This window comes from Sporosarcina sp. A2 (assembly GCF_050858885.1).
In the GTDB taxonomy this organism is placed as follows: domain Bacteria; phylum Bacillota; class Bacilli; order Bacillales_A; family Planococcaceae; genus Sporosarcina.
Map to the genome: position 1 here is coordinate 2,394,311 of NZ_CP193898.1, position 25,550 is coordinate 2,419,860.

Annotated in this window: 22 protein-coding genes; 6 read left to right on the forward strand and 16 right to left on the reverse strand. The window is 41.5% G+C overall.

Annotated features, from left to right (window positions below):
* Positions 1-188: 188 nt before the first annotated feature.
* The 4 genes from ACRPI0_RS12240 to ACRPI0_RS12255 all read right to left on the reverse strand — a co-directional run bounded on the left by ACRPI0_RS12240 (position 189) and on the right by ACRPI0_RS12255 (position 6,446).
* Complete coding sequence (locus ACRPI0_RS12240) at positions 189-1,382, reverse strand: hypothetical protein (protein ID WP_432352933.1); 1,194 nt, start codon at positions 1,380-1,382, stop codon at positions 189-191.
* Between the two features lie 148 nt (positions 1,383-1,530).
* A complete protein-coding gene (locus ACRPI0_RS12245; RefSeq protein WP_432352934.1) occupies positions 1,531-3,969 on the reverse strand; it encodes a DUF2357 domain-containing protein in 2,439 nt (812 codons plus the stop codon).
* Positions 3,941-5,557 (reverse strand): MrcB family domain-containing protein, encoded by a 1,617-nt coding sequence (locus ACRPI0_RS12250; RefSeq protein WP_432352935.1) that lies wholly within the window; start codon positions 5,555-5,557, stop codon positions 3,941-3,943. Before ACRPI0_RS12250 ends, ACRPI0_RS12245 begins: the two co-directional genes overlap by 29 nt.
* Before the next feature lie 223 nt (positions 5,558-5,780).
* Positions 5,781-6,446: a hypothetical protein gene (locus ACRPI0_RS12255; protein ID WP_432352936.1), complete on the reverse strand. Its 666-nt coding sequence runs from the start codon at positions 6,444-6,446 to the stop codon at positions 5,781-5,783.
* 846 nt (positions 6,447-7,292) lie between these two features.
* On the opposite strand from ACRPI0_RS12255, the gene ACRPI0_RS12260 reads away from it, so the two are divergent.
* From ACRPI0_RS12260 to ACRPI0_RS12270, 3 genes are all read left to right on the forward strand, one after another.
* Positions 7,293-8,279 carry a bile acid:sodium symporter family protein gene (locus ACRPI0_RS12260; protein WP_432352937.1) on the forward strand — a complete coding sequence of 329 codons (987 nt, stop codon included), beginning with the start codon at positions 7,293-7,295 and terminating at the stop codon, positions 8,277-8,279.
* Positions 8,280-8,577: 298 nt separating this feature from the next.
* Positions 8,578-9,486 carry a D-alanyl-D-alanine carboxypeptidase family protein gene (locus ACRPI0_RS12265; protein ID WP_432352938.1) on the forward strand — a complete coding sequence of 303 codons (909 nt, stop codon included), beginning with the start codon at positions 8,578-8,580 and terminating at the stop codon, positions 9,484-9,486.
* 654 nt (positions 9,487-10,140) lie between these two features.
* Positions 10,141-10,536 carry a VOC family protein gene (locus ACRPI0_RS12270; RefSeq protein WP_432352939.1) on the forward strand — a complete coding sequence of 132 codons (396 nt, stop codon included), beginning with the start codon at positions 10,141-10,143 and terminating at the stop codon, positions 10,534-10,536.
* A gap of 90 nt (positions 10,537-10,626) precedes the next feature.
* On the opposite strand, the gene ACRPI0_RS12275 is transcribed toward ACRPI0_RS12270, so the two are convergent.
* Positions 10,627-11,250 (reverse strand): NUDIX hydrolase, encoded by a 624-nt coding sequence (locus ACRPI0_RS12275; RefSeq protein WP_432352940.1) that lies wholly within the window; start codon positions 11,248-11,250, stop codon positions 10,627-10,629.
* A 143-nt stretch (positions 11,251-11,393) separates the two neighbouring features.
* Between ACRPI0_RS12275 and ACRPI0_RS12280 the strand changes: the two genes are divergently transcribed.
* Positions 11,394-11,897, forward strand: coding sequence for a MepB family protein (locus tag ACRPI0_RS12280; protein WP_432352941.1), 504 nt, complete (start codon positions 11,394-11,396; stop codon positions 11,895-11,897).
* A gap of 33 nt (positions 11,898-11,930) precedes the next feature.
* Here ACRPI0_RS12280 and ACRPI0_RS12285 read toward each other — a convergent pair whose 3' ends face one another.
* The 9 genes from ACRPI0_RS12285 to ACRPI0_RS12325 form a co-directional block, all read right to left on the reverse strand.
* The gene (locus tag ACRPI0_RS12285) at positions 11,931-12,584 is read right to left on the reverse strand and encodes a M48 family metallopeptidase (RefSeq protein WP_432352942.1); all 654 of its coding nucleotides are present in this window, start codon (positions 12,582-12,584) and stop codon (positions 11,931-11,933) included.
* 21 nt (positions 12,585-12,605) lie between these two features.
* Positions 12,606-12,809: a hypothetical protein gene (locus ACRPI0_RS12290; protein ID WP_432352944.1), complete on the reverse strand. Its 204-nt coding sequence runs from the start codon at positions 12,807-12,809 to the stop codon at positions 12,606-12,608.
* Positions 12,810-13,170: 361 nt separating this feature from the next.
* Positions 13,171-13,827: an SDR family NAD(P)-dependent oxidoreductase gene (locus ACRPI0_RS12295; RefSeq protein ID WP_432352945.1), complete on the reverse strand. Its 657-nt coding sequence runs from the start codon at positions 13,825-13,827 to the stop codon at positions 13,171-13,173.
* Positions 13,828-13,996: 169 nt separating this feature from the next.
* Entirely contained in the window at positions 13,997-14,578 is a 582-nt protein-coding gene (locus ACRPI0_RS12300) for a DUF4256 domain-containing protein (RefSeq protein WP_432352946.1), read from the reverse strand.
* A 103-nt stretch (positions 14,579-14,681) separates the two neighbouring features.
* Positions 14,682-15,161 (reverse strand): GyrI-like domain-containing protein, encoded by a 480-nt coding sequence (locus ACRPI0_RS12305; RefSeq protein ID WP_432352947.1) that lies wholly within the window; start codon positions 15,159-15,161, stop codon positions 14,682-14,684.
* Positions 15,151-15,297 (reverse strand): hypothetical protein, encoded by a 147-nt coding sequence (locus ACRPI0_RS12310; RefSeq protein WP_432352948.1) that lies wholly within the window; start codon positions 15,295-15,297, stop codon positions 15,151-15,153. The genes ACRPI0_RS12305 and ACRPI0_RS12310 overlap by 11 nt, the downstream gene beginning before the upstream one ends.
* 86 nt (positions 15,298-15,383) lie before the next feature.
* Positions 15,384-17,063: a beta-N-acetylhexosaminidase gene (gene nagZ / locus ACRPI0_RS12315; RefSeq protein ID WP_432352949.1), complete on the reverse strand. Its 1,680-nt coding sequence runs from the start codon at positions 17,061-17,063 to the stop codon at positions 15,384-15,386.
* Between the two features lie 208 nt (positions 17,064-17,271).
* The gene (locus ACRPI0_RS12320) at positions 17,272-18,015 is read right to left on the reverse strand and encodes a VCBS repeat-containing protein (RefSeq protein WP_432352950.1); all 744 of its coding nucleotides are present in this window, start codon (positions 18,013-18,015) and stop codon (positions 17,272-17,274) included.
* A gap of 201 nt (positions 18,016-18,216) precedes the next feature.
* Positions 18,217-19,509 (reverse strand): ArsR family transcriptional regulator, encoded by a 1,293-nt coding sequence (locus tag ACRPI0_RS12325; protein WP_432352951.1) that lies wholly within the window; start codon positions 19,507-19,509, stop codon positions 18,217-18,219.
* A gap of 208 nt (positions 19,510-19,717) precedes the next feature.
* Between ACRPI0_RS12325 and ACRPI0_RS12330 the strand changes: the two genes are divergently transcribed.
* On the forward strand, positions 19,718-20,953 hold the full coding sequence (locus tag ACRPI0_RS12330) for an MFS transporter (RefSeq protein ID WP_432355950.1): 1,236 nt from the start codon (positions 19,718-19,720) through the stop codon (positions 20,951-20,953).
* 66 nt (positions 20,954-21,019) lie between these two features.
* Positions 21,020-22,432, forward strand: a complete 1,413-nt coding sequence (locus tag ACRPI0_RS12335) for a M20 family metallopeptidase (protein WP_432352952.1) — start codon at positions 21,020-21,022, stop codon at positions 22,430-22,432.
* A gap of 99 nt (positions 22,433-22,531) precedes the next feature.
* Here ACRPI0_RS12335 and ACRPI0_RS12340 read toward each other — a convergent pair whose 3' ends face one another.
* Both ACRPI0_RS12340 and rlmD read right to left on the reverse strand, forming a co-directional pair.
* The gene (locus tag ACRPI0_RS12340) at positions 22,532-23,803 is read right to left on the reverse strand and encodes a RidA family protein (protein ID WP_432352953.1); all 1,272 of its coding nucleotides are present in this window, start codon (positions 23,801-23,803) and stop codon (positions 22,532-22,534) included.
* Positions 23,804-24,106: 303 nt separating this feature from the next.
* Positions 24,107-25,468: a 23S rRNA (uracil(1939)-C(5))-methyltransferase RlmD gene (gene rlmD / locus ACRPI0_RS12345; RefSeq protein WP_432352954.1), complete on the reverse strand. Its 1,362-nt coding sequence runs from the start codon at positions 25,466-25,468 to the stop codon at positions 24,107-24,109.
* Positions 25,469-25,550 lie beyond the last annotated feature (82 nt).

A 25,550-nucleotide genomic window follows, 5' to 3' on the forward strand; every position in this document is an offset into this window, starting at 1 on the left:
ATACGTTTCTAAAGTTCCTATGACAGATCTCTCTCTTTCTTTCGACCTGACACAGATCTGTGTGAGCTCCTTCAGGTCCAATAGGTTTTATGTAGCTATCTTCTACCTCTTTACATCTCTATCAAGTAAAAGGTCTAGTCTTAAATTGGGGTTGCGCACCTGTACACCAGACAAACGTTACTTAAGACTTAGCTATGTTTGTCTGGTACATGCAACGTATGAGTTTCGGCATCATAGTGACCCGTAAGTTCCCCAACGCCCTTAACTAACACACCACGTTCCGAAGCTTCTGGTTCCTCATCTAACAACACGAGAAGTTGATGACACTGAAGCAAGTACGTTTGGTATTCTCCAATCACTGGATAACGGAAGAGATACGTTGACTCCCCAATTTCAGCGCGAATGAAATGACGGTGCAACGCTCGGCGTTCACCTGCCACAATATTCATCGGGTCAATGCCAACAATGCGGAGATCTCCTTGAATCTTCAATTTCACAGGAGCTGCTTGTTGTGCTTCGTAAAAAGCTGCAGCTCGCTCTACTTTCACATGGGTCAACACATCGCGCAATTCCGGACTCGCTTCTAGTGGTTCCATCGTGTACTTTTTGACATCGACAGATCTGCGTACTAATGAATAGAGAGTGACATCTGCCTTAACGTACTCTTCTTTCCATTCAGGGAAAATCCGATCTAGAACGTAACATAGAAATATTCCTGAATCACAACAGCTCTTTCGAAGATTTCGTACTCCATCTTCTACGTCCAGCAACGATTCTCCATACTGCCGTAACACTTCAACCTTCAGCAATCCACTCTCATTCAAGAACGCTTGGCTCTCTACGTAAAACGCAGGTCCTTCCACTGTTTCCGTCAACAACTCATAGCGGATACTCTCCCCAAGATAAGCCATCCGCTCTTCCCGACACTGAACGAACTGACGCAGATGACGATCACGCGCAATCGGATCTGTCGGCAATACAGAATGGTACAAGTGATAACGCTCCCGAGAACGAAGCGCTGCATTCGTTTCCTCGAGAGGATATAACACACCTTGTACTTCATCAGGAAAACGAGACTCTTCTAAAAGATGCTGATAACCATGAAAAAGTTCATGAACCAGTGCCGCCACTAACTCCGCATCCCCCGGATAATCCGCTCTTCTCACAATCGCAGTCGGAATCTCATGAAAAACAATCAGCGTATTGCCTACAAACGCTTCGCTCCACGGCAAGTGTGCGTAAGGTTCTTCTGGAAAGTTAGGATGATTATAAAGATAGACAGATTCTTCATCGTAGAGTGCATACGCTACTTTTTGAAAGCCTGGCCAGTAGGTGGATAGGTCGGTTGTTTTTAGGGCTACGATACTTGATGGTATGTTCATGGGCTTGTCCTCCTTTGATATTCATGCTTAGTTATAGATTTAATAGTTTCGAAATAAGTATGAGTACAGAATAGTACAAGTTATTAGTCCCATTTCTACCAAGCAGATTCGTTATCTATGACGATTATATGAGCACAGTAAATGCGAGTTAGCTTAGATAGATCAATTTCACAATACTTTTGAAGATATACATTTCATTTTCAATAATTAAATCCATACTAAATGTCTCTTTAATGCCTTCACCTACAAATTCTAACTGCCTTTGTGAGTGAATAACTTTCAGTTCATACTTATCAAACTGAAAACTGATAACGTTTTTAGCATTTGTTATATTCGTATTATCCAAAATCACTATTACATTATTTGCGACTCTTTTTAACATTCTCCACAATATGTCTTCTTCTCGTGATTTGGAATGCAAGTTAGCTAACGTATCCGCAACTAAAAAGTTATTTAGGTTTACTTTGGTATTATTGGTAACACTATTACCCATCCCTACCACCAATTTCTCTCTCCAATTCGCTAATTTAAAGCAGACTCTGTTTTCCTTTATTTCAACACTTACGACGTCTGAATAGGATCGGATACTCGTTGATTCTTTTTCGTAAACAGCGACATTTCTTACACTCTGCCATCCGTCAACTAAATCATTTGTAGATATGACATATTCTTTAGAGTGTAGTAAGTTTGTGAATTCATTTTGATTCAGCACAGTACAAATCAATACATAATCAACAGAGTACGTATTCTTTTCTTCCTCATAAAACCCTTTAGGTAAGATCCCTTCACTCTGTAATTGCTCAGGACCTTTATTTAAAAGATTATCAATGAACCTACTCACAAGGGAGGTCGCATTTGGCAGGAATGGAAAAGCGCCAATATTTACTGTCTCAATACTTCGGTATAAAGGATGGGCTTCGTATCGGTGTTCTTCAAACCAAGGGAATAGAACGTATGCACCAAATGCAGTACGCTCATATCGATCACCCGTGTTAACGACAATAGAGTCTCGGTAACGATGCATTGTATTTATATCGTCTTGCATTGGACCGGGCATATCAGGATAGGTTTCTAAATCCAACCTGTATTTTGCATCAAAGATATATTGGTATTGATACGTCTTCCCCTTTTTACCAATGCTTAACATTGAGTCCGGTTTTTGTTGCACAGTCGGTACACGATTACTATTTGTATCAAACTGATACTTTAATGTGATTTCTTCGTTTGTAACAGGATGAATATATTTACGTTCCGCTGTTCTCGACTTGTCTAGGTTGACAAACAAGCCATCTGAATTAACTTTCACAATATCTTGGCTAGTTGGTATACACTTTTCATCTAATAGTCGACCCAACTTTAGAAATGTCCAATACTCATATAACGTAGCTATATCTTTTATAGACATTTTATAAATCTGTCCTTGCAGAACAATGCTTTTACTAATGGTCGTATATATCTGCAATACAGTCCGATATCCAGTCGCCATTTGCAAAACGAGGCTCGTAACAGATCTATCGAGAGCACCAATTTGAGTCCAGAAAGTATTTTTTTCTTTTTTATTGATCCAATCAATCATCCCATCAAGCGTGCGCAGTAATTCGGTATCGATCTTTCCGTATCCCTTAAAGTATGCAGCTTTTAAAACTCTCTTTAATACTTTCAAACGCGTACTAATTCTACTCATCGTCCATTTCACATAACGATTTTCATATGTATCTACTGTGTGCTCTTTCTTAGCTCTTATTCCTTTTGTTGGCATAACCACTCTATTATCAATAGGTATTCCATTTGGTACCTCAACAAACTTACTAGCATTTTTACGTAGATAATTTAATGACTTTGAGTCCGGTCGTTGTAACTGATTCCCTCTTACTTCTATATAATTCTTAACAAGATTTTGATGTGAGAATTGCTCAATCCTATCGATCGCTCGTTTATATTGTTCAAAATGATAGCTGATGAGTCGGTAGAATTCTGACAAAGAAGGTTCTTTGTATATTTTTGCACTCCCATGTAAATACGTCCGTTTTATAAAGTGATAGGCAAGATTATAAATTTCTTCGTTCACTTCGTCCAAAAGCTTTTTATAATCATTTTTATAGTCTAATTTTGTAGGATAAACTTCAAGTATAACGGACAATAAAACCCGATTCGATTCCCCTCGTACTTCAAATGAAGTTAAACCGACTTCATTTCGAAAATGAAGAGTCCCTGTCAATATATCACTTCTAGAAACCTTACTTATTCCGTCCCTGAATTCCGGGAATTCATGATAAAAACTGATCTTTTCCTTCGTTTTGGGTAGAATTATTAATTCATATCGACCATTCTCGAAAAAGATAGGCAACAGTTGTTGTGAAGTATAAGGTACTAGCACTTCTGACAAAACATCATATACTTGTACTTCTTGAAGACTCAATGAGGTACATTCGAACTGCATAGCATCTTCTACTTTAAAAGACATCTGTTTACGTAACTTATTGTACTGCGGATGAGATACAGACCCTTTAATAATACAAGTGACATCTTCAGTCTCGATCACTACCAATTCTCGATCCTTAGGAAATCCAGAAAGATGTGAACCCATCCATGTGATACCTCCTGATCATTTCAGCTACCTTTTTAGAACTGCGAGGAAATTTGCTAGATAAAGCAATAGCTTCTGCGTCAAATGGCATTCCTGTTAACCATTCAAATAGATCGTTTAAAAGTATGTCAATCCGTCCGTCACTGCCAGTTATACGTGGTAATATCTTCTGCATTAGGCAATAATCAAAAGCTTCGTTCTCATCCAACAAATTTTCATTTGCATTATGAACCATGTAAAAGCAGATCTCGTCACGTACACGATAACCCACATGTGCGTTTAAAGGTTCGAGGAATTGATTGAGTACTACGAGTTTAGAGGAAATATCATTTACTATGGTTTTATGATCTCTGTAGATATCTTTTAAAGAAATAAAATTTGCGTGTACTTGTTCATTTGAAATTACTAATTGGTCTACTTCTTCTTGTACTTCAAGATGATCAAAGTTATTTAAGAAAATCTCGTTAAACTCTAGCGTATTTGCCCGATCCAATACTTTCTTACTAAAAGGATGTGTGGTCTCGTCCATATTTACTGTACCAATAATATATAGATTCTCTGGCAGCGTTAAAGCGTGCCCTGAAAACTTCTCGTCTAGTAAATTAGAGGACGTGATGATATCCTCTTCTCTTCTACGACTTTCCATGACACTTAGTACATCACTAAAATAATACTCAACCCGTGCTAAATTCATTTCATCAAGTAATACATAATGAGGTAAAGTCGGATGGTCCATTGCGTGTTCAATCATTTCCGTCAACGGACCTTTCTGAAATTCATTCTTCAAATCCATGTATCCTAATAATTCCGATCCATCGCTCCAATCAGGTCTAACGGGAATTAACTTAAATTGGCCATTTGATTCTGTGGCACCAATACTTTCAGCGAATAGCTGTGCGATTTTTGTTTTTCCAGTTCCTGATATGCCTGCGATTATTACAAATGGTTTAGACTTAAGACTGAGAAATAAATTCGCAACATTATTATAGGTATATTTGAAACCCTTAGAACGAATATATGCATGAATATTATCTACTAAGTCCTGAAAAGAAAGGTTTCTATTTTCCATATCAATAACGCCCTCTTCAGTTTCGTTTATAATTTTCTCTTGACTATTCCTATATGTAATATAATCCTCATAATATACAGTCATGTCAGCTAAATCTTGAAGCAGCTCTTCATCGTTCGGAAGGCTATCAATTTTATAATCAATATATATTGCTGTTGAACTAGCATATTGCTTAGCGTACTTCGACTCGCCAAGATATATTTTATTATCTTTATGGAACCGATCATTTGTTGATATATTATTATTTATTTCCGATTTCACATTTATCATTTCAGATTTCGAAGTCTCTGTAACGCCTTGAGCAAATGATAAATATATCTTCTTCATATCTTCGCTAAACAAATAGACTATATAGTAACCTCTCTGAGTAGAATTAGTAATACTTTTATTCATAATTGCAATCCAAGGTACAAAAGCCCAATTACCTTTACCAACAGAACCCACGACTTTATAATTCTCGTTTATAAATGGCAATTCCATAATTGAAGATGGCACTTGTTTGGATACTAATTCAGCCATTGGATGGCTTCTAAGGGATTCCCTTTTGGCATCGAGATAGTGGTTTGAAATATGTTTAAACTTTTCATGGAGGTTTATACTCATTTTAATAATCCCTTTCTAACGCTAAATTGAACTATGTATAGTTCTTATAAGTTTCTATTTTGATGGGAATAAATCTCTAATTCGAAATGCACAATATTTTAGTTTAACCATACACTCTACCAATAGCACGTCCTATTCCTTAAATAGTTTGTTGAAATTTTAAACTACTTACCAACTGGTCCATCGCTCGTGCAATTTGTCTAGAATTCTCAATATCTTCTATCGGTATCTCTTGAAAATAGATTCTAGTGAACCGCCATCCTTCTTCAAATGCTAATGCTCTGACACGTATACCTTCTTCTTCAATACCTTTTAACAACTTAGTACGTTCAGGAAACGCAATAGGTCTAACTTCTATAATTAGTCGTACCGCAGAGTTTCTTTGTCGGAACCAAGCAACCAAAGGATACCCTAGGCAAAACTTTTCTAATACCATATAAGATATTGGTTGCTCAGTCCATTCGGGCATGACAAAACTTGGTACAATCTTATGTAAATTAAATAGATGAAACTCTATTTCCTGACTTTCCACGAAGTCAGCAAATGCCTGCTCGATAGGGGTTTGTATAACCGGTAATTTGAACTTTTCTTCTCTATCATCTATTGTTTCTTCGATGATTTCCAATAAGGTCTGAAAAGCTTCTTGTTCATACAAACTTTTCATAGCATGCATTACCAAATCAACATCTTCCCACTTTGTAGGTATTATGGAAACTGAGTAAATACGAGTATACTTCCGACCTTCTTCGAAAACTTGATCTCTCACTTCAATACCTCGATCTCTAAGCCCTTGAAGTAACTTCACTCTTGTCTCCTACTGCAATGGACCAACTTCAAGTATCAGCTTCTCAGAGCTTCGCTCAAATCAAGCAATTAGACCCTTATTCATCCACCAGTTCTCTCTTAAGTCCTCTATCTCAAAATTATCAAACCATTTTTGTAAATTGTAATGCCCGTTTCATTCATATCACTATTTTGTACAAGCTGATCTTCTAAGATTTCTATTTAATAAGAAATGAACGAGTGAATATCTCGATTCACCAACTGTTGCTTTACCTCTCCCCAGCTTTTGAAGATATCAGAAAGATTTGTGAATATTTTATCTAGTACATATTACCATAGTCTACACATTAACCCATGGTTCACATAAAATAATTTCAATTAACTACCCAATGTATACATTGCAATAGAATTCAAATATTCAGGTTCAACTTGACTACTTATTTCTATGTGATGCAACAGTTCCCGAGCGAGTTTATACACGAAAAGAGCCTGAACTTACTAGAAGTTCAGGCTCTTTTTCATTTCATCCTGCTTCTGCACTTCTCTGTCCAGTTTTTGTTTCATCTTTAAATACCTGTGCACCACATAATTATGCAGAAGTCTATTCTTTTGCAAATAATCCTGCCCTCCCTTGAAAAGTACTTTAGATGGTTGTTTACGATACAAGTCAGACCCTATTTTGAACTTTCTTCGCGTTGAGCTTTAAACAATAACTCTATAAAACTCTAGTCCTTTTGGTTGACTCGATTCCATTTTCATTGATTGTCTACGAGCGATATGAAATATATCTTGTAATATTCTGATAGTTGCGTATAATTGCTTTTATCGTTTCTAAACACAATCCAGAAAAGATCAAGGGGGTTCAACAATGAGAGTACTTGAGTCAATTAGTTCATTTGCAGGAAAATACTTTGCTGTGTGGGTCATCATCGCAGCGGCTATGGCCTTTCTATTTCCCACACCGTTCCTAGGGTTAGGTGCTTATATTTCTATTTTGCTTGGGATCGTCATGTTTGGAATGGGGCTGACGTTGAAGGCGGTGGACTTCAAGATTATCTTAACGAAACCGTTGCCGGTAATTGTAGGCGTCGCTGCTCAGTTTGTGATCATGCCGCTTGTAGCGTTCGCGATTGCTTATGTACTTAAACTCCCACCAGAATTGGCTGCTGGTTTGGTACTCCTCGGATGTGTTCCAGGCGGTACTTCTTCAAATGTGATGGTCTATTTAGCAAAAGGGAATTTGGCGTTGTCTGTTGCGATGACTTCCCTTTCCACACTGCTTGCTCCGGTTGTTACGCCGCTTTTACTGTTATGGCTTGCTGGACAGTGGTTGCCTGTTGACCCGATGTCGATGTTTAAGTCAATCGTCCAAGTCATCATTGTCCCTATAGTATTGGGTCTGTTAATCCGGAAGTTTTTCCCGAAAGCTGTGGAGAAGAGTGTATCTGTTGTTCCGCTTATTTCGGTTCTGGCAATTCTCATTATCGTTGCGGCGGTCACGTCTGCCAATGCAGGCAATGTCATCTCTTCCGGTTTCGTCGTATTTGCTGCCGTTTTCCTTCATAACGGCTTTGGATTGTTGCTTGGCTATTTGACTGCTTTAATGCTCGGATTGAATGAGTCCGATCGAAGAGCCATTTCCATTGAAGTCGGCATGCAGAATTCGGGTCTAGGCGTCGCACTCGCTACCGCACACTTTGGACCGCTTGCTGCTTTGCCAAGCGTTTGGGGCGCTATTTGGCACAACATTTCTGGACCCATTCTCGCCACCATCTGGTCGAAGAAATCTGCTGGTACGGAGGAACCCGAACAGGACTCGGGCACGATTCCTGTTAAGACGTTTGAGATCCGATAAATGGTCCGCAAAGAGAGCTGGAAATCCAAGTGATTTCCAGCTCTCTTTTTATTTATGTAACTGGCAACAATAGAACTCCTTTAAACTATCTGTATTGAGTCTTAGTTGGGGGTCTCTGCTTTAAACAAATGGGACTCTTCAACAAATTGCAGATGATTAGCACATTTTGACTTCCACAGAATGGTCTTAAGAAAAACTTCATTTTTTCACTGTACTTTCCTTCAGGTTTGTCCTTTATACTTAACATGATAGGCAAAGAAATGTGCGGAATCACCGCGGGATGAAAGGTAGATGCAGCATGAGGAAATTGTGGGCGATTTTTAAGGGATTAGTCCTTTTCATTGTCGTTTTGGTTATCGCTATGATCGTCACCGGTTGGAACGTTCCGGGTAATAAAGAGGTACCTGGTGGTCATCAGACTGATGAGTACGCTAGTCCCTACATTTATATGGTTGAACGAGGTACTGGAAAAGCGGTTTATGAGAAAAAAGCGAACGAGAAAGCGTATCCAGCATCACTGACGAAAATGATGACAACCATCGTTGCGCTGGAGCATATTGAAAATCTTTCTGCGAGTGCTCCGGTCGATACTGATACGTATCAGAAGATGGTAGCTCAAAATGCTTCGATGGCGGGGTTCTATGGTCGAGAGAAGGTTACGTACCGGGATTTGCTGTATGGCACAATTTTGCCTTCCGGAGGGGAAGCGGCCAACTCTTTGGCAATTCATGTAGCAGGAAGTACGAAGCAGTTTGTGAAGCTCATGAATGATAAAGCTGTTGAACTTGGAATGACCCGAACCCATTTTGCGAATCCGGAGGGACTGCATGACGCAAAGCAATATACAACCGCTTCTGACATGGCCAAGCTGCTGGATTATGCACTTGATAACCAAAACTTCAGAGCAATCTTTACGAAAGGAACGTTTCAGACAACGTCAACTGCTGATCATCCTCAGGGCATTGCCTTGACATCAACAGTCCTTTCTTCGTTAAATGCAGAGGTACAAAACGGCTTCGAGATCCTTGGCGGAAAATCCGGGACCACATACGAAGCCGGCCAGTGTTGGGCCACATTCGGCACTGCCGGAAATGGGGAGTACATTAGTATTGTCATGGGAGCCCCGCTCGAAGACATTAGCCATCCGGACCATGCACAGAAAAAGGATACGCTGGAGCTGTTTGCAAACTTGAGCACAAGGCAGTAGTTGTAGACGAATTTATTTGTAAACCTATGTACCAAGTCACTTTAAAGCTCCTTCGAATATGAGTGTCCCCGATGGATAGCAATTATTTATCCTGGAGACCCAGACAGCCCCTGTCAGTTCTTGGAGGATCGGTAACAGAACTAAACAATCCACCGATTTCAGGACACTCTCAACTCTAGAAAACAAAAGACTACCCTAGAAGAGTCATTCTCATGACCTTTCGTGACAGCGGTTAGATATATTAATTGTTTTCCTAACCTCGTACACATTCATAATTGCTCCAGCACCTGCACGAATGAGCACACCGCCAACGTATGGTGTTAAGTTTCCTTATTCGATGAGTTTAATCTTTCGACCATTTTCGTTAATTTCATCTGCAACTTGTTGCGCAACTTCTGCATTCACTTCCGCAACGGCAACAGCTCCTCGGTCTTCAGCCTATCACTGCACTGCGCTACACCTAAACCAATTCCTGGTGGTCCTTCTGTTACAATCACTACTTTCAGTCTAATTTCTACTCAGCTATTCCCTCTTTCGCTACTATTTGAATCATGTAGAATTTCTTACAGCGTGTTATTATTAGAATACTCAGAGTTTCAAGAAGTCCGAGTATCTAGATTGATTAGCAAAACTACAAAACATGAGGAGGCAACTATGGGAAGAGTGATTCATTTTGAAATTCATGTGGATGATATGGATCGTGCGAAGAAGTTTTATGGGGATGTTTTTGGGTGGACGTTTGAAGATTGGAGTGACTATGCGGGGTCACCTTACTTCGGTGCCGTCACTGGGGATGAAGATTCGCTAGGTATCAACGGGGCACTCATGCAGCGCAGAAGTCTACCTCCCGAGCTCAACCAAGCGCTAAACGGCTATGCATGTACACTTGAAATTGACGATTATGATGCGTGTGAAGCGATGATCCTTAAGAATTGCGGCAAAGTCGTCTTAGCCAAGCATGCGCTTCCGGGTATGGCGTGGCAAGGATACTATCACGATACAGAAGGGAATATCTTTGGGATTCATCAACCAGACAAGGAAGCGAAGTAACCTATTTTTGTTCCCTGGGTTTTAATTCGATTAAGGGCAGGTCGAACTTATTTCTTAATCGTGTGTGACGCCCAGGCTTTTAGCATTCATTTAGTCTGATAAAACCTTTTCAATTCCCCTTATCACCGCTTCATAATAGGAAACCGGATGCGGAACAAAATCAGCTCTGCTTATTCTTTTCTGCAAGAAGTTTTGCTTTTCTTCATTCATCACAAACCCACGACTCGGTATCGTATCGCATTTACACCCCCACAAGTCCGTAAAGTCTTTAAATGCCACTTTGCTTATCCCCGCCACTTCTTCCGATTGTAAATGGAAATCTTTTATTTCGTACTCTGATCGATAAACATACACATGGGCCAGTTCATTGTCTTTCATGTCTCGCTTCGTTATGCTGTAAGGAATAATGCCAAGCGAATACAAATCGTTGAACGCGATATCGATGCCGGTCTCTTCTTGAACTTCACGCACGCCATCCTGCACAGATTCGGTAGCTAGCAAGTGTCCCGCTGCGGTGATGTCTAGTACGTTTGGATAGTCTTTTTTCATAGGACTGCGCAGTTGCAAGTAAAGAATATCTTGACCGTTTTTTTTACCGATGAACCAGCAATGGAACGTCTCGTGCCAAAGGCCAAGTAGATGGACATCTTCACGTGTCGCAGTACCGATTGGTTGGTGGTGTTCATTGAACACGTTGAGAATTTCAGATTCCATTGGTTAGCTCCTTATGGGTGTCGTGTTTTGTGGATTAAGCATTTCCGGTCTTCATATTCATGTTGCACTATTTCCTTAACACCCTTAAAATAGAACGAACGTTCCACTTAAGGGATGTACAACCTATTCGAGGGGGAAATAAGATGAATAACTTTATGAATGCTATTGCTTATGTAACTGATCTAGTTTATCGACCTAATCATTTCACCATACAAGATGTTCGCGAAGAGCATCAGAACTCGGAATATGGAGCTGGTACCTTTCTTTTAAATACTAAATCCATTCGTTTCAGAGTTGCAAAAATAACGCCCAAAAAGATTGGTCAATTTGTCGCGTTGTGGGAAAAGGATGGAAACCATAAAAATCAACCTTTTACTTATGACAAATCCCCCGACTTCATAGTCATCAATACATTTACTGAAGACCATTTCGGACAATTCATCTTTCCCAAAAAAGTCCTTGCAACCCGCAACATTCTTAAAACGGATGACACAAATGGAAAGATGGCATTTAGAGTTTATCCAAGTTGGGACATGCCTACTAGTAAGCAAGGCCTCGCTACACAAAAATGGCAGTTAACCTATTTTATCGATTTAAGCGATGCAGATGCAGAACCTTCACAGAAAGTTTTAGAGAGGTATGCTTGATGAAACCCTGAATTGAAAAGAATCTTCCTCTTCTTAAAGCGTCATACGATGATTCATCCGCTCCAAATACGCTTCCTTCTCCTTATAATTAGGCATGATGCCGCCAACGCGACGCCAGAAAGAGCGGTCGTGGTTCATGTGCGTAATATGACACAGTTCATGGACGATCACGTAGTCGATGACGTCAACAGGTGCCATGGCGAGACGATAGTTAAAGGCGAGCTTTTTGTTTGTGTTGCAGCTTCCCCACTTTTGAGACGAATCGATGATGTCGATAGTTTTCGCTGTGACTTTCAAGTCCTTCTGATAAGGTTTAATCCGTGTTTCAATTAGTGTTTTGCATTGCGTGAAGTAGAACTTTTTCAGGTTCAGTTTCATCTGTTCTTGTGTCAGACCCTCCGTGTGAATTAGTTCGTGAAGAGGGCGTTCTTCACCGAGATAGAGGAACGTCCCGATTGGCTCGTATTTCCGTGCAAGTGGGCTAATTTTGTTGGCATCTCGTTCTCTTTGCCTCTCTAGAATCCAACTTCCCCACTTTTGAAGTTGCTGATGGATTGCTTCTTTAGTTGTTCCGTTCGGTGCTTTGACGGTGATGAATCCGAATGCATCGATTTCTAGCTGCATCTTCTTTCCTTTGCCGTATTGTACGTTATAGTCGATGACTTCGTTGTCGATTGTAATTTTCATAACGACCCTCTTTTACTGTTTTTATCCTCTTAAGAAGTACTCTGAATATGTGCCTTGAAGCAACAACACTACTTCGCCGAAAACTCCGATTGCGAGAAATAGGAAGTAATATGTTGCCTTTGTGATGTCTTTACCGAATAGTTCTTTGAAGGCTTGGATGACGAGTCGTTCAAAACTGAACAGTGTCAGCAGCCAAGCGATGATGAGAAATGTCAGGATAGCCATGGATGTTCTCCTTTCTTTAAAGTGATTGGTTTACTTTATACAGGTTTGGATTTTATGAGCCAGATGAGGAAAAGGAATGACAATGCAATCAATGTGAGTACGAATAGATTTACCAAAGGACTTTTTTCGTTCAAAAAATCATCTGGTAGTATGTATGTCATAGCATAGCCGATGATGAACACAGCAATCCATCAAATCACGGAATGACCCTCCCGCTTGTGAGTAAGCCCATTATAACATGAGTAAGAATGGCTAAACGGTCGTTATTGGTAGACAAAAAGCGATTCCCGGAGATGAATGCATCTTTGGGAATCGCTAATTCACTTGCTAATATGGCTAATGGGTATCTTCTAATGATCGATCACTCAGGCTTGAACAAGATTTCGTTCGTATCTCGTTTTTCGTGGAGATTCCAGAAGGATTCTGCAATTGCATCGGGATCGAAGAAAGTACCAGCTTTTACTACTCCACCGATTGTAACCGTCCCGACGTGAATGCCGTGAGGAGCTAATTCCTCTGCCAGTGTGAATGTCAGATTCCTCAGTCCAGCTTTGCTGATTGCAGCGGATGCTCTAGAAACAACTGGGTTCAATGCAAGCATTCCACCTGTGAATAAAATTGTGCCCGCTTTTTTCTTTATCATTTCAGGGATAACTTGTTGCGCACTGACCATGGCGCCGACTACGTTGACAGTGAAGTCATTCAAAAGTTCTTTTTCACTTAAAACTGACGGATCGTTAATAGAATTGGCTCCAGCATTGTAAATCAACACGTCTGGCACACCGTATTCTGTTTTGATGGTCATGAATGCAAGTTTAAGCGATTCTGATAAGGAAGCATCTGCAGTAATTCCTACAGCCTCGATATGTTCTTTCTGTAATGCAGCGACTTGTTCGTCCAATGATTCCTGTCTTCTTGCAAGTAGGATGATTTGAAATCCATTCTTGCCGAACTTTCTTGCGACTCCTGCACTTACTCCAGGTCCTGCCCCTACGATGACAGCTATTGGTTTACTCATAGTTAGGATCTCCTTTTTGCTATTACGTTTCGTGTACCTACGTCGTTAAAACAACCGTCGCACGTCACGTCATTCAACTAGTATATCACGAAGTGACCTATTTCCTTACTATGCCGACTTAGCTTATAGGAATAGCCATGTTTGCTAAATATACGGATCCCTACCTACTTTAAACCTTCAGCATTCCCCTAAAACCTCTGCCTGCATAATAAGACTCCACACCATTGTGATAAACAAATACGGTACCGAAGCGGAAATCGCAGAATAACCCGCCACCGAGTTTCCGGATATCCGAAGGTGTTTTTATCCAACTAGATGTTTTCTTATCGAAGTTCTCCAGTTGTTGCAACGCACGGTACTGTGCTTCGTCTAACAGTTCAATGCCCATTTCTGCTGCCATACCACAGGCGCTATGAGCGGGTTTGTTCTTTTTGCGTGACTCTAGTGACTCTGGGTCGTAACATACACTTCTACGACCTGCAGGGCTTTCTGCGGAACAATCGCAGAACATGTAGCTATCCGCCTCGTTGTCATACCCAATAACGTCAGGCTCTCCGTTCGTTCGCTCCATTTCATGAAGGGACCATAGCTTTTCAGGTTTGGCATCGAGCTTTGCTTGGACCTTCGCCCACTCTAGTTCTGGATGACGGTGCATGTTGTCCTCAAACCGGGTTTTCAATAGGCTGAGTAGCTCCTCACATTGTTCAACGGGCACTTCTTTCTTTGCGATACTTTCACTTTGGTTTGTCATAGTTACGCCCCCTCTTTTGGATCTTACTTGTTGGATTACATGATAGCATGATTTGTTTAGTTATGAATGTATTTTGATACCTTGTTGCGCTGTAGGAACTTAGTTATTTCTTAATTGGAATCCAAATCTCGCTGTAGTAGTCTGCAGAATACGGGTCTGAATCGCTTAGATAGACCTCCATTTCGGGTCCACCCGAATGCTCGTACCCAGTTGCTGGGAACCATTCCGAGAAGATTCTCTGCCAAACGCTTGGCATAGCATCTGGCATAGCTCCGTGTACCGGAAATACTGCCCATGTCGACGCGGGAATCTTCACTTCATCCCAACCAGAAGGAACATTATTGGTTGTTTTTTCGGCTCCGATTGCATACGTCAGCTGTTCTTGCTCGTTGTCAAAATCCATACAAACTCCGATCAGGCCAAGATCCCCGCTCACTTGAGCAAGTTCGTCTGCGAAGCCATTCTGATTGGAATCGATCCAGAATTGAGCGATGTTGCGATGATTCTGCCCTTCTACTGTACTAGTCCGAATACTTTTCCCAACGATTGCAAACGCCTCTTTATTAATAATCTTATAATCCATTCCGACATCTCCCTTTACTTAAATTTGAAAGGATAGTTTCGGATTGGCCTTCATAGAATGGTTTTGCTTTGTCCGCAATTCCTTCCATGTTCAGCTCATTGTCGAGATTCTGTTCGATGTGCGTAATGCTATCCATCTTTCTTTGGAGACCCTCCATCTATTCCCTCTTCTTTCTATATCCAGTGTAGTTGTTCTGAATCGGTCATGCTTGTCTTATCGTGCTCACTTGTGATTGTTTAGGACTTCATGGAGCTCATCATTCAGTTGTTTGACGTTGACACTCTGTGTCGGTTCATCGTCCAACTTGTACTTCTCTTTCAGTTCGATAATTCGCATGACACTTTGGTCGATCTGTTGTTCAGAGATTTTGTTGGATTCGACTGCTGCTTTCAGTGCATCGATGACGGCAATTGTATTCGCTGGATCATGTGCAATGAGAACGACGTCACTTCCCGCTTTAACGGACTGAACTGCCGCTTGTGCAATTCCATAATGATTCGTGATCGCTTTCATCGTCATATCGTCTGTCATGACGAGGCCATTATAGCCCATCTGTTTGCGCAGCAAATCGGTGATGATGGGTGCTGACATGGAGGCTGGATAGGTTTTATCCAACTGTGGCAATAAAATATGAGCAACCATAATCGCATCTGTGTCTGCTTCTATTGCTTTCTTGAATGGAATTAGCTCCAGCTGTTCGAGCTGTTTCACAGTTTTGTTCACTTTCGGTAGTTCTAGATGGGAATCGACGGATGTATCCCCGTGGCCTGGGAAGTGTTTGACGACCGGGATGACATGTTGTTCTGTGATGCCTTTCATGGTCTGAATACCGAGCGAGCTTACAACGTTCGGATCCGCGCTGAATGATCGGTCCCCAATGACGGGATTGTTCGGATTGCTGTTGACGTCCAGTACTGGCGCAAAGTTCATGTTGAATCCGAATTGGGTGAGCTGTTTACCTAGCATTTGTCCGATGCTGAGCGCATAATCGGGATCGTTCTTTTTTCCGATAGTGGCACTCCTCGGTAGTTTCGCGACTTGTTTCGGTAGACGTGCGACACGTCCTCCCTCCTGGTCGATGCTCGTGAATAATGGAAGTTTGTTGTTTTGGTTGACAGCTTTCAAACTATTGACGAATTTCAGTGTCTGATCGGGCGTGTCCGCGTTATTGCTATAGAAGATCACACCACCAATCTTGTAGTGCGCAATCAGCTCTTTGGATGCGTTGTTGACGGTAGTACCATCGATTCCTGCGATGATAAGTTGACCTATCTTTTCATCGAGTGTCAGTTCTGAAAGTAGTTTTTCATGCTTCGTTTCGACCTTTGTCCAGACTGCTATATGATCGACGACAGGATTCGGAGCGGTGTCCGTCGGTTTCTGTAGAATCCATTTAAGTTGGTAGTCTGAACTGACTTGATACACCCAGATGATTTGGTCATGAGTAACGTCCTTGTAGGTCTTGGTTTTATCCGGATTTCCTAGTGTTGTTTTAAGGTCGTTGTAATGAATCCCTTTCAGATTGCCTCCTGCATAACGCACGTCGAAAACGATACCATCTCTAACTCCAATGGTCACTCCCTGTTCGGGATAAGTGGTATAGCTGCCCGCTTCCGTTTCGGTAGGTGTGCCGGACGCGTTCCATTCTTGCTCAACTTCTTGTGTTGTTGTTTGGCCTGCTATGCCATTGAAGTTTGGTGTCGCACCTCTTTTTGCTTGGGCCACAATCGCTTCGATTTTCTGTTCTGGCGTTAAAGCTGGCTCTCTTAGAACCATGACTTGTCCACTGCCCGTTGGTGTCTTTGAAGCGGACTTCCTACCTGAGCTGTTTTTGAGCGTGAATCCTAGGATGACAATCGCAGCAATCATTAGAATAGCCCCTATATAAAATACTTTTTTCATTAGACATTCCTACTTTTCTACATGTTTGGTTGAATTCGTTCTCTTGCGTTATTGAGAGTCCATCTAGTATGGACAAACACATCGTTAGCTAATACGTTTTCCGGTTAACTTCTAGTGTTTCATCGATGAAGAAAAAAAGCAACCGGCCTGCGTGAATGTGCAGTAGGTTGCTCTACTCCAGAGGTCAGCTTCGTTCTGAAAAACGAGTTCATTTCTTCTGGAGCGGGTTCCCGTAAAGGGCTAACCACTGTTGCCAAATGGAAAACTTTTGTCCATCCCACTTCAATGTATTAATGATATATCCAAATGCATCAGCGTGGTAAAGCCCACTGATTTTTTGATAGGCCTGAATTTCATAGACCCCGTCACGATCCATATCTACAGGATAAAACCCACTTACCCCGTCAGCCATCCCAGTTACCGGCTTTATCAACATTCCATTTTGATAATAGATTTGCGATAAATAATCGACACCTCTATCACTGATATCAATCAGAAAGGATTGACTCGTTGCTGGACTTTTCACACTCACTTTGAAGTGATCCAAATAGGTGACAGTATACTGGTTTTCCTCATTATACGAATTGAAATCAAATAACTTCTTCGAGCGATTGTGAAGGAAAGAATACACATAATCGTACGTGAAGGCACCAGAGCCACCTGAATCTATGGTGATCAGAATATCTTGGACGCCATCGCCCGTAAAGTCTCCTAGAAAAACAGTCGGGTTGTACCCTGAATTCCCCTCATCATTTAGTTCAATGACATGTACTTTGTGGGTGACACCATCTTGAACGTGTAACGTAATCTTCTCTAAATATGGACTTGACGGGTCTTTTGACTTCAACGCTGTCAAAAATACATAATCCATTACACCATCGCCATTGACGTCCCCATACGCACCGCTAACTAATTCCGGTTTTCTACCTAGATTTCCACCACTCGTATCCATTCATTATCACTCCTACTTAGGTAACTTATCAGTCTTAGTCTATTCATCTACCTGGGATATGTGCGCTCTACCCAAGTAGGACTCTAATTCGCTTGTCACTCAACGCTAAATGAACAGCTTACTTGAATAGAATTAGACGAAAAAACAGATTGATCGCAAAGAATGTGAGTTCCATTCCGCGCGTCCAATCTGTTTTATATGTTACAGCAATAATCGATACACTTTTCTCGGGCGTCCTGTTTTACGCGGACTCTCTTCTGCTACGACCACCGCTAACCCATTCACTTCCAACTCATTCAAAATACGTCGTGCGCTACGTGTTGTGAGTTGCATGTATTGGGCAAGTTCCGTTGCGCTCATCTCTTCCGTGAACCGCTTGTTAACGATAGATTTCAACTTATGGAGGGTGGCGACGCTAAGAGAGGTTTTCTCTTTCAGTGACTCGATTTCATCTGAATTATAGGAATAGGTAAGCTGTTGCTCCTCACCAAGTGGACCTGAAATCTTTTTATCGTCAAAGCAAACCACCCACGAGCCTTTCCCCCACTCTCTACTTTGTAACAACGCATTCCACGCATTAATTTCAGCCTCGTGTGCAGAGTGACCGATTCCGATTCCACACGTCTCTATCTCTTTCTTCACGCCTTCAACCGAATCCATCTCAGCTACATGTGCAAAGTTATGGGTGATATCTTGCAAAAATCCTCTAGTGGAAAATATCATATAACGTCCTGGACCAATTGTTAGAAGAGATCCTTGAATGCGTTTTGAATAGGCCCGTAATTTTTTCATGAATTCGAGTTCGATTTCATAAAGCTTATCCGTCGTGAAGGCTGTGTTTTTTAATCCGATAAAGGCAGCGTCGTATTCAATAATCTGCACAGCAATTTGAGCTCTTTTGACGTGAAGCATTTCGTGGATCTTGCGAATTTCATATACGACAGAGTCAACCGAGATTTCAGTCGGTAGTATCCGATATGCAGGCACGCCGAGTTCCTCTAATTGTTCCTTTATCGGATGACCTGTAATCGCTGCTTTCGTGTAACCGTTTTTGTAACACTGAACGTGAAAGTCAATCAGTTCCTGTAAATCTATCGTTTCCGATTCAATGTGTTGAATCGTTTCTTGAATAGTCGTTTCTCTTAATACTTGGCTAAGTTTTTCTCGTGAAATCGCATCATAGCTTATTTCATTCACCCGTAAGTGATATTCGTGTGAGAGTTGTAGTAGCAAGCTGTATATAGCAGAGCCGTGAACCGGGATTAAGAAAATAGGATCAGATAACCCGCCCCATTCTTGAACAATATTAAAGGTAATGGGACCTGTGCATAGCCACATATGGATGTCATTCTTTCGTGGTTCCACACGCTCATTTAAGTCCTCTTCAGTTAAACATTCGATTGGAATACAAGTAATATCTTTATATTTCTTCAAATAGTGTTGAACGACTTCAATTGAATCAGTTGGACCTAGTAATCCTAATAGTATCCCCATTTTTTTGCTCCTTCCTAACTATATTGTAACAAAGAATATTCACCTGTTCAGAAAAAGCTTGCAGAATATTTCGTCTCAGTATAAAGTGTAAACTATATTTAAAGTCTTGTCCCTAAGTAGACCGAAAGTATATCAAAAGGAAGGTTATCCATTTTCTCATTTACGTGAATCTTCATTGGATAATTAAAGGAGGTTGAAACTCGTGGGAATGCTAAAGATGAGTAACAAGCGACGTCACTTTATCTTTTCGTTACTGTTTCTAGGATGGATTGTCGATTCGTTAACATTGTTCGGTATGAATATTGCCATCATACCGATTAGCGAAGAATTTAATTTGACTAAAACACAGAGTGGTATGGTAATTAGTAGCTTTTGGTTAAGCAGTGCTTGTATGACGGTTCTTGCGGGTTGGTTCTCTGACAAGTTCGGATCTAGAAAAGTAATTGTAATCGCTTTATTTATCATCTCCTTATTTTCTTTAGTAACAGGGATGGTTGGCTCATTTGCTTCGATTTTACTAGTACGCTTTGTTTTAGGATTAGGTGATGGTGGCTTACCGACAGGTAGTGGTGTCGCGATTACTGAAATTTACAAGAAAAATGTACGAGCTCGAGCGAAGTCAATTCTACTTGCGGCTCAGTTATTAGGTGGCGTTCTCGCCCTATACATCACTGCCGTCATTTCAGATGCTTATGGTTGGCGTGCGATGTTTTATACAATTGGTGGCATTGGTCTAGTCGTCACCCTGTTATTAGCTATTTACTATCATCCACCAAAGGTAGAAAAAGTAACAGCGGATGGAGTTCTTATTCCAAGAGTACCAATGAAAGAACTATACAAACACAAAATGCTTTGGGTTGTAGTCATCATGTATTTAGGTTCAAGTATTGCACAATGGGGCTTCTCTTCATGGATGCCGTCCTACTTAGAGAGTTCACGTGATTTGAATTTGAAGGAAGTTGGTTCTTTCGCCATGATCCCTCAAGCATTTGGATTAGCATCCGCTATTCTAACTGGTTATTTGATAGATAAGGGACGCGGCGGTAAAGAGAAGTGGTTCATCCTAGCAGGCACAACGATTGCGAGTATTTGCCTGTTGCTAATGTATAATGCTCCTACGCTTGGACTTGTTATTGTGTATCAAAGTATTTTCACTTTCGGTTCTTCCATGCTCAGCATGACGATTTTAACGATACCTTTAAAATATGTTGCTGGTAACATTGTCGGTACGTTTATGGGTTCTATGTATTTTGTTGGAGGTCTATCAGGGTTCATCGCCCCAATCGTTATGGGTGGTTTAATTGACGCGTTTGGTGGTTTGTATTTGGTTGCATTCCTCTTCCTGATCGCAGCACTTATCATGACGGGTATTTGTTCTCTGTTGTTCAAGATTCCTGAAGAGAATGATGGTGTTTTTGAAAGCGCTCTCTCTGATTTGGAATAACTATTCTTCTCAAATAAATTCATTCGGCTAATGAACGCTAATAAAATCTTATGGGGGTTAACGATTATGGACTTTCGTCAACGTTTAGCAGAAATAATTGAAGAAAAGCGGGACAAATTAATTCAAGTGAGTGACAATCTTTGGAGTTATGCAGAATTAGGCTTCCAAGAGGACAAATCCGCACGTGTATTAAGTGATGCATTAGAAGAAGAAGGATTTACCGTTGAACGTGGTGTTGGGAATATTGACACTGCATTCATCGGTAGTTTTGGAAGCGGCAAGCCTGTCATTGCATTTTTAGGAGAGTTCGATGCTCTCTCAGGACTCAGCCAATCAGGCGGCGTGCCAGAATATAATCCAGTAGAAATGAACGGAAACGGTCATGGTTGTGGACATAATTTACTCGGAACGGGTTCGTTAGCAGCCGCTATGGCACTTCGTTACTACATGGAGGAAAACAACATCGAAGGAACAGTCCGTTATTACGGATGCCCTGGTGAAGAAATCGGTGGCGGTAAGACGTTCATGGTAAGAGAAGGGTTGTTTGACGATGTAGACGTAGCCTTCACATGGCATCCAGGTACACGTAATAGTGTCATGTCCACTTCGACTCTTGCGTGTTACGAAGTGTACTTTAAATTTAAAGGGAAAAGCGCTCACGCAGCATCGAGTCCACACTTAGGAAGAAGTGCGCTGGATGCAATTGAGCTGATGAATGTCGGAGTCAACTATTTACGTGAACACATTATTCCAGAAGCACGCGTCCATTATGCGGTGACGAATTCAGGTGGCATTTCGCCAAATGTGGTTCAATCAGAATCTGAAGTCTTGTACTTTGTCAGAGCCCCTCGTGTGTCACAAACGGAAGAAGTGTATCAGCGTATTTGTGATGTCGCGCGCGGTGCAGCGCTCATGACTGGGACTGAAGTAGAAATCGATTTCGCCTCTGCCCTATCTGATGTACTCCCGAATACAACGTTAGAGAAAATGATGTACGATAATTTCGTTGAACTCGGTGTTCCTCAACATGATGAGACAGATGTAGAATTCGCCGAAAAGATCCGTGAAACGATTTCAGAAGCTGACAAAAACTCAGAAGTGAAGTCCAATAAAGGATTAGCAGGAAAAGCACTTTCCGATCTGATTGACCCATTTGTTCCTGCAAATGGAATGATGCCTGGTTCAACAGATGTCGGAGATGTTAGTTGGATCATACCAACTGCGCAGTGTATGACGGCTTGTGAATCTCTTGGAACCGAGCTCCATACGTGGCAAGTTGTTGCAACTGGGACAACCTCTGTTGCCCATAAAGGAATGCTACATGCTGGGAAAGTGATGGCAAGTACGGCAATGGACGTACTGAATCATCCAGAGGTGATTGAGAAAGCAAAAGCTGAGCTTGTCGAGCGTCAGGACGGCGAACAGTATGTATCTCCACTTCCGCCAGAATTGAAGGAATATACAGCTCGTATATATTGATAGGTAAAATACCAGGTATCCCGTATGGGGCACCTGGTATTTTTATTTTGTACTGTTAAATTACGGGCTTGTCTTAACTTTCATTTGAGAAAGTCCTTTTTAAGCTTTTGGAGGTGTTCCTTCAGCATTCGATACAACTGCATCGATTTGGATTAAAGCATCGTGAGGTAGAGCTGAAACGCCAACTGTTCTTCGTGCAGGAACACCGCCTGTGAAGAATGTTTTGTAAGCTTCATCTACAGCATCCATATCTACGATGTTTTTAACGAAGATGTTTACTTTAACTACATCTTCCATAGCGTGGTCGATACTTTCTACAATTGACTTGATATTTTTCAAGCACTGTTCAGCCTGCTCTTTTACACCACCAGCGACCAATTTACCAGTTTTCGGATCTAACGGTAATTGAGCTGAAAGATGATTGTAATGTGAAAACGCTACAGTTTGTGTCGATAGAGAACTTTTTGGTGCGTTATCAGTGTTATTTGCCCATATAACGATACCATGTCTGTCTTCAACAGCTTGTGGAGGTGTACCATCACCGTGTGACACTACTGCTTCAATTTGTACCAAAGCACCCATTGGTAAAGCTGAAGCTTCAACCGTTGTACGTGCAGGGACATAGGCTACAGCCCTAGCGATAGCCGAGTCTGGGAAATAGGTTGTATACACTTCGTTTACCGCATCAGTATCGGAGAGGTTTTTAAGGAAGATATTAATTTTAACAATATCGTCAAAAGGAACGTCGATACTTTCTAAAATTGCTTTGATATTTTTCAAGCACTGTCCAGCCTGCTCTTTTGCACCGCCAGCTACCAACCTGCCCGTTTTTGGATCGATAGGCAATTGAGCTGAAAGATTATTGTAATGAGAGAATGACACAGTTTGTGTAGATAGAGGACTTGTTGGTGCATTTTCCGTGTTATTTGTAAGCTTTATAAGATCGCCTGCTTGTGGTGCGTTTGGAATCGTACCTTCACCGTGTGAAACAAGTGCTTCAATTTGCACCAAAGCATCCATAGGTAAAGCCGCAACTGCGACTGTTGTCCGTGAAGGAACATAGGTTGGGAAGAATGTTTTATAAACTTCGTCTACAGCGTCAACGTCTTGGATATCTTTAACGAATACTGTGATTTTAACGATATCGCTCATAACATGATCGATGCTGTCTACAATTGCCTTGATATTTTTACAGCACTGTTCAGCCTGCTCTTTTATACCACCAGCTACCAATTCACCAGTTTTAGGTTCGATAGGTAATTGAGCTGAAAGATTATTGTAATGAGAAAATGCTACAGTTTGCGAAAATAGTCCATTATTGTTTGGTGCATTTTCTGTATTTCTTGCGGATACCTCATTAAAGTTGGTCAAGATAGTATTCCCCTTTTAATTAATTTTTTAATCAAATAGATTTATTAGCTGATGTTTCGAACTGTAAAGATCGTTCTACACTATAGTTCCGTCATTGCAAAGACGGCAAACAGCTATTTTGTTCTGTGTACTAAATAACCTTACCATGAAAATTTCAATAATCTATAATCTTTATGAAATTGCAATACCCATATTTGCGCACCTGTGCATCACACAACTCTGATTTGAGCTTTAATTGAATGCTACATACTTCGAAAACCTAAAAAGGCGCGATTCCCTAATAATTGGGAATCGCGTCTTTTTTTATAGTTCTAACCACGCAACCGCTTCGATATGTGTCGAATGTGGGAACATGTCCACTGGCTGGACTTCTTGAGTTTTGTAGCCGCCGTCTTCAAGGATTCTGAGATCGCGCGCTAGCGTTGCTGGATTACATGAGACGTAAACGACGCGACCTGGTTTGTGTTTCAGGATCGTTTCGAGTAGCTTTTCATCGCATCCTTTACGCGGTGGATCCACGACGAGGACGTCGAATGTTTTCCCTTCGCTATACCACTTTGGAATGACGTCTTCTGACGCTCCAGTTTCAAAATAAGCATTATCGATGCCATTTAACGCAGCATTCCGTTTTGCGTCTTCGATCGCTTGTGGAACGATTTCTACGCCGTATACTTCTTTTGCCTGTTTCGCGAGGAATAATGAGATTGTCCCGATGCCACAGTACGCATCGATTACGGTTTCAGTTCCTGTTAGCTGTGCATAGTTGAGTGCTTGCTTGTACAAAGTTTCCGTTTGTACGGGATTCACTTGATAGAACGAGCGCGCAGAAATTTCAAAGTCGACGCCGCCAATTGAGTCGATGATGATGTCTTTGCCATAGAGATTCAAGGTTTCATTGCCAAAAATGACGTTCGTCTTTTGCGTGTTGACGTTTTGCATGATGGACGTAACGTCTGGAACAACGCGTCGAATGGCCTGAATGACTTGGTCTGCTTCCGGGAATTTACGTCGCGCTGTGACGAGGACAACCATAAGTTCTCCCGTTGCACGTGCTTTCCGGACAACTAGATGGCGAAGGAAGCCTTTGTGTTTGTGCTCATCGTACGCATCGATGCCGAGGATTTGAAGTTCGCGTTTCAACATGGCCATTAGCTCGTCGGCTTCTTCACTTTGGATAAGACAAACGTCTGTATCTACGATGTGATGTGTTTTCGAGCGATAAAATCCTGAGACGACTTGCCCGTTGCGTTCGCTGAAAGGAATTTGTGACTTATTGCGATAGCGCCATGGGTCTTCCATTCCAAGTACAGGATGCACGGGAACGTCAGGTAGTTTTGCGATGCGGTCGATCGCGTCACGGACAGTTTTTTGTTTTTGCTTCAATTGTGCTTCGTACGTCAGATGCTGAATCTGGCAACCGCCGCACTCCGGGTAGACGTGACATGGACCTTCGATGCGTTCAGGTGAAGGAGTGATGATGTTGACTAACTTTGCAAATCCGTAGTTCTTGAGTGTCTTGCTCACTTTGACTTCGACTTCTTCACCAGGTAGTGTGCCCGGTATGAAGAGCGGATAGCCTTGTACTTTTCCGACGCCTGAGCCGTCGTGTGTAAGATCTTCTATTTGAACGACGAGTCGGTCGTTTTGATTTACTGCATAGGTCATGAGTTCGTGCCCTCCAGTTTTAGGTCTGTACTGTAGTTTACCATAGGTCGGGTCGAGTTGCTTTAGCTAAATCGATGATGGC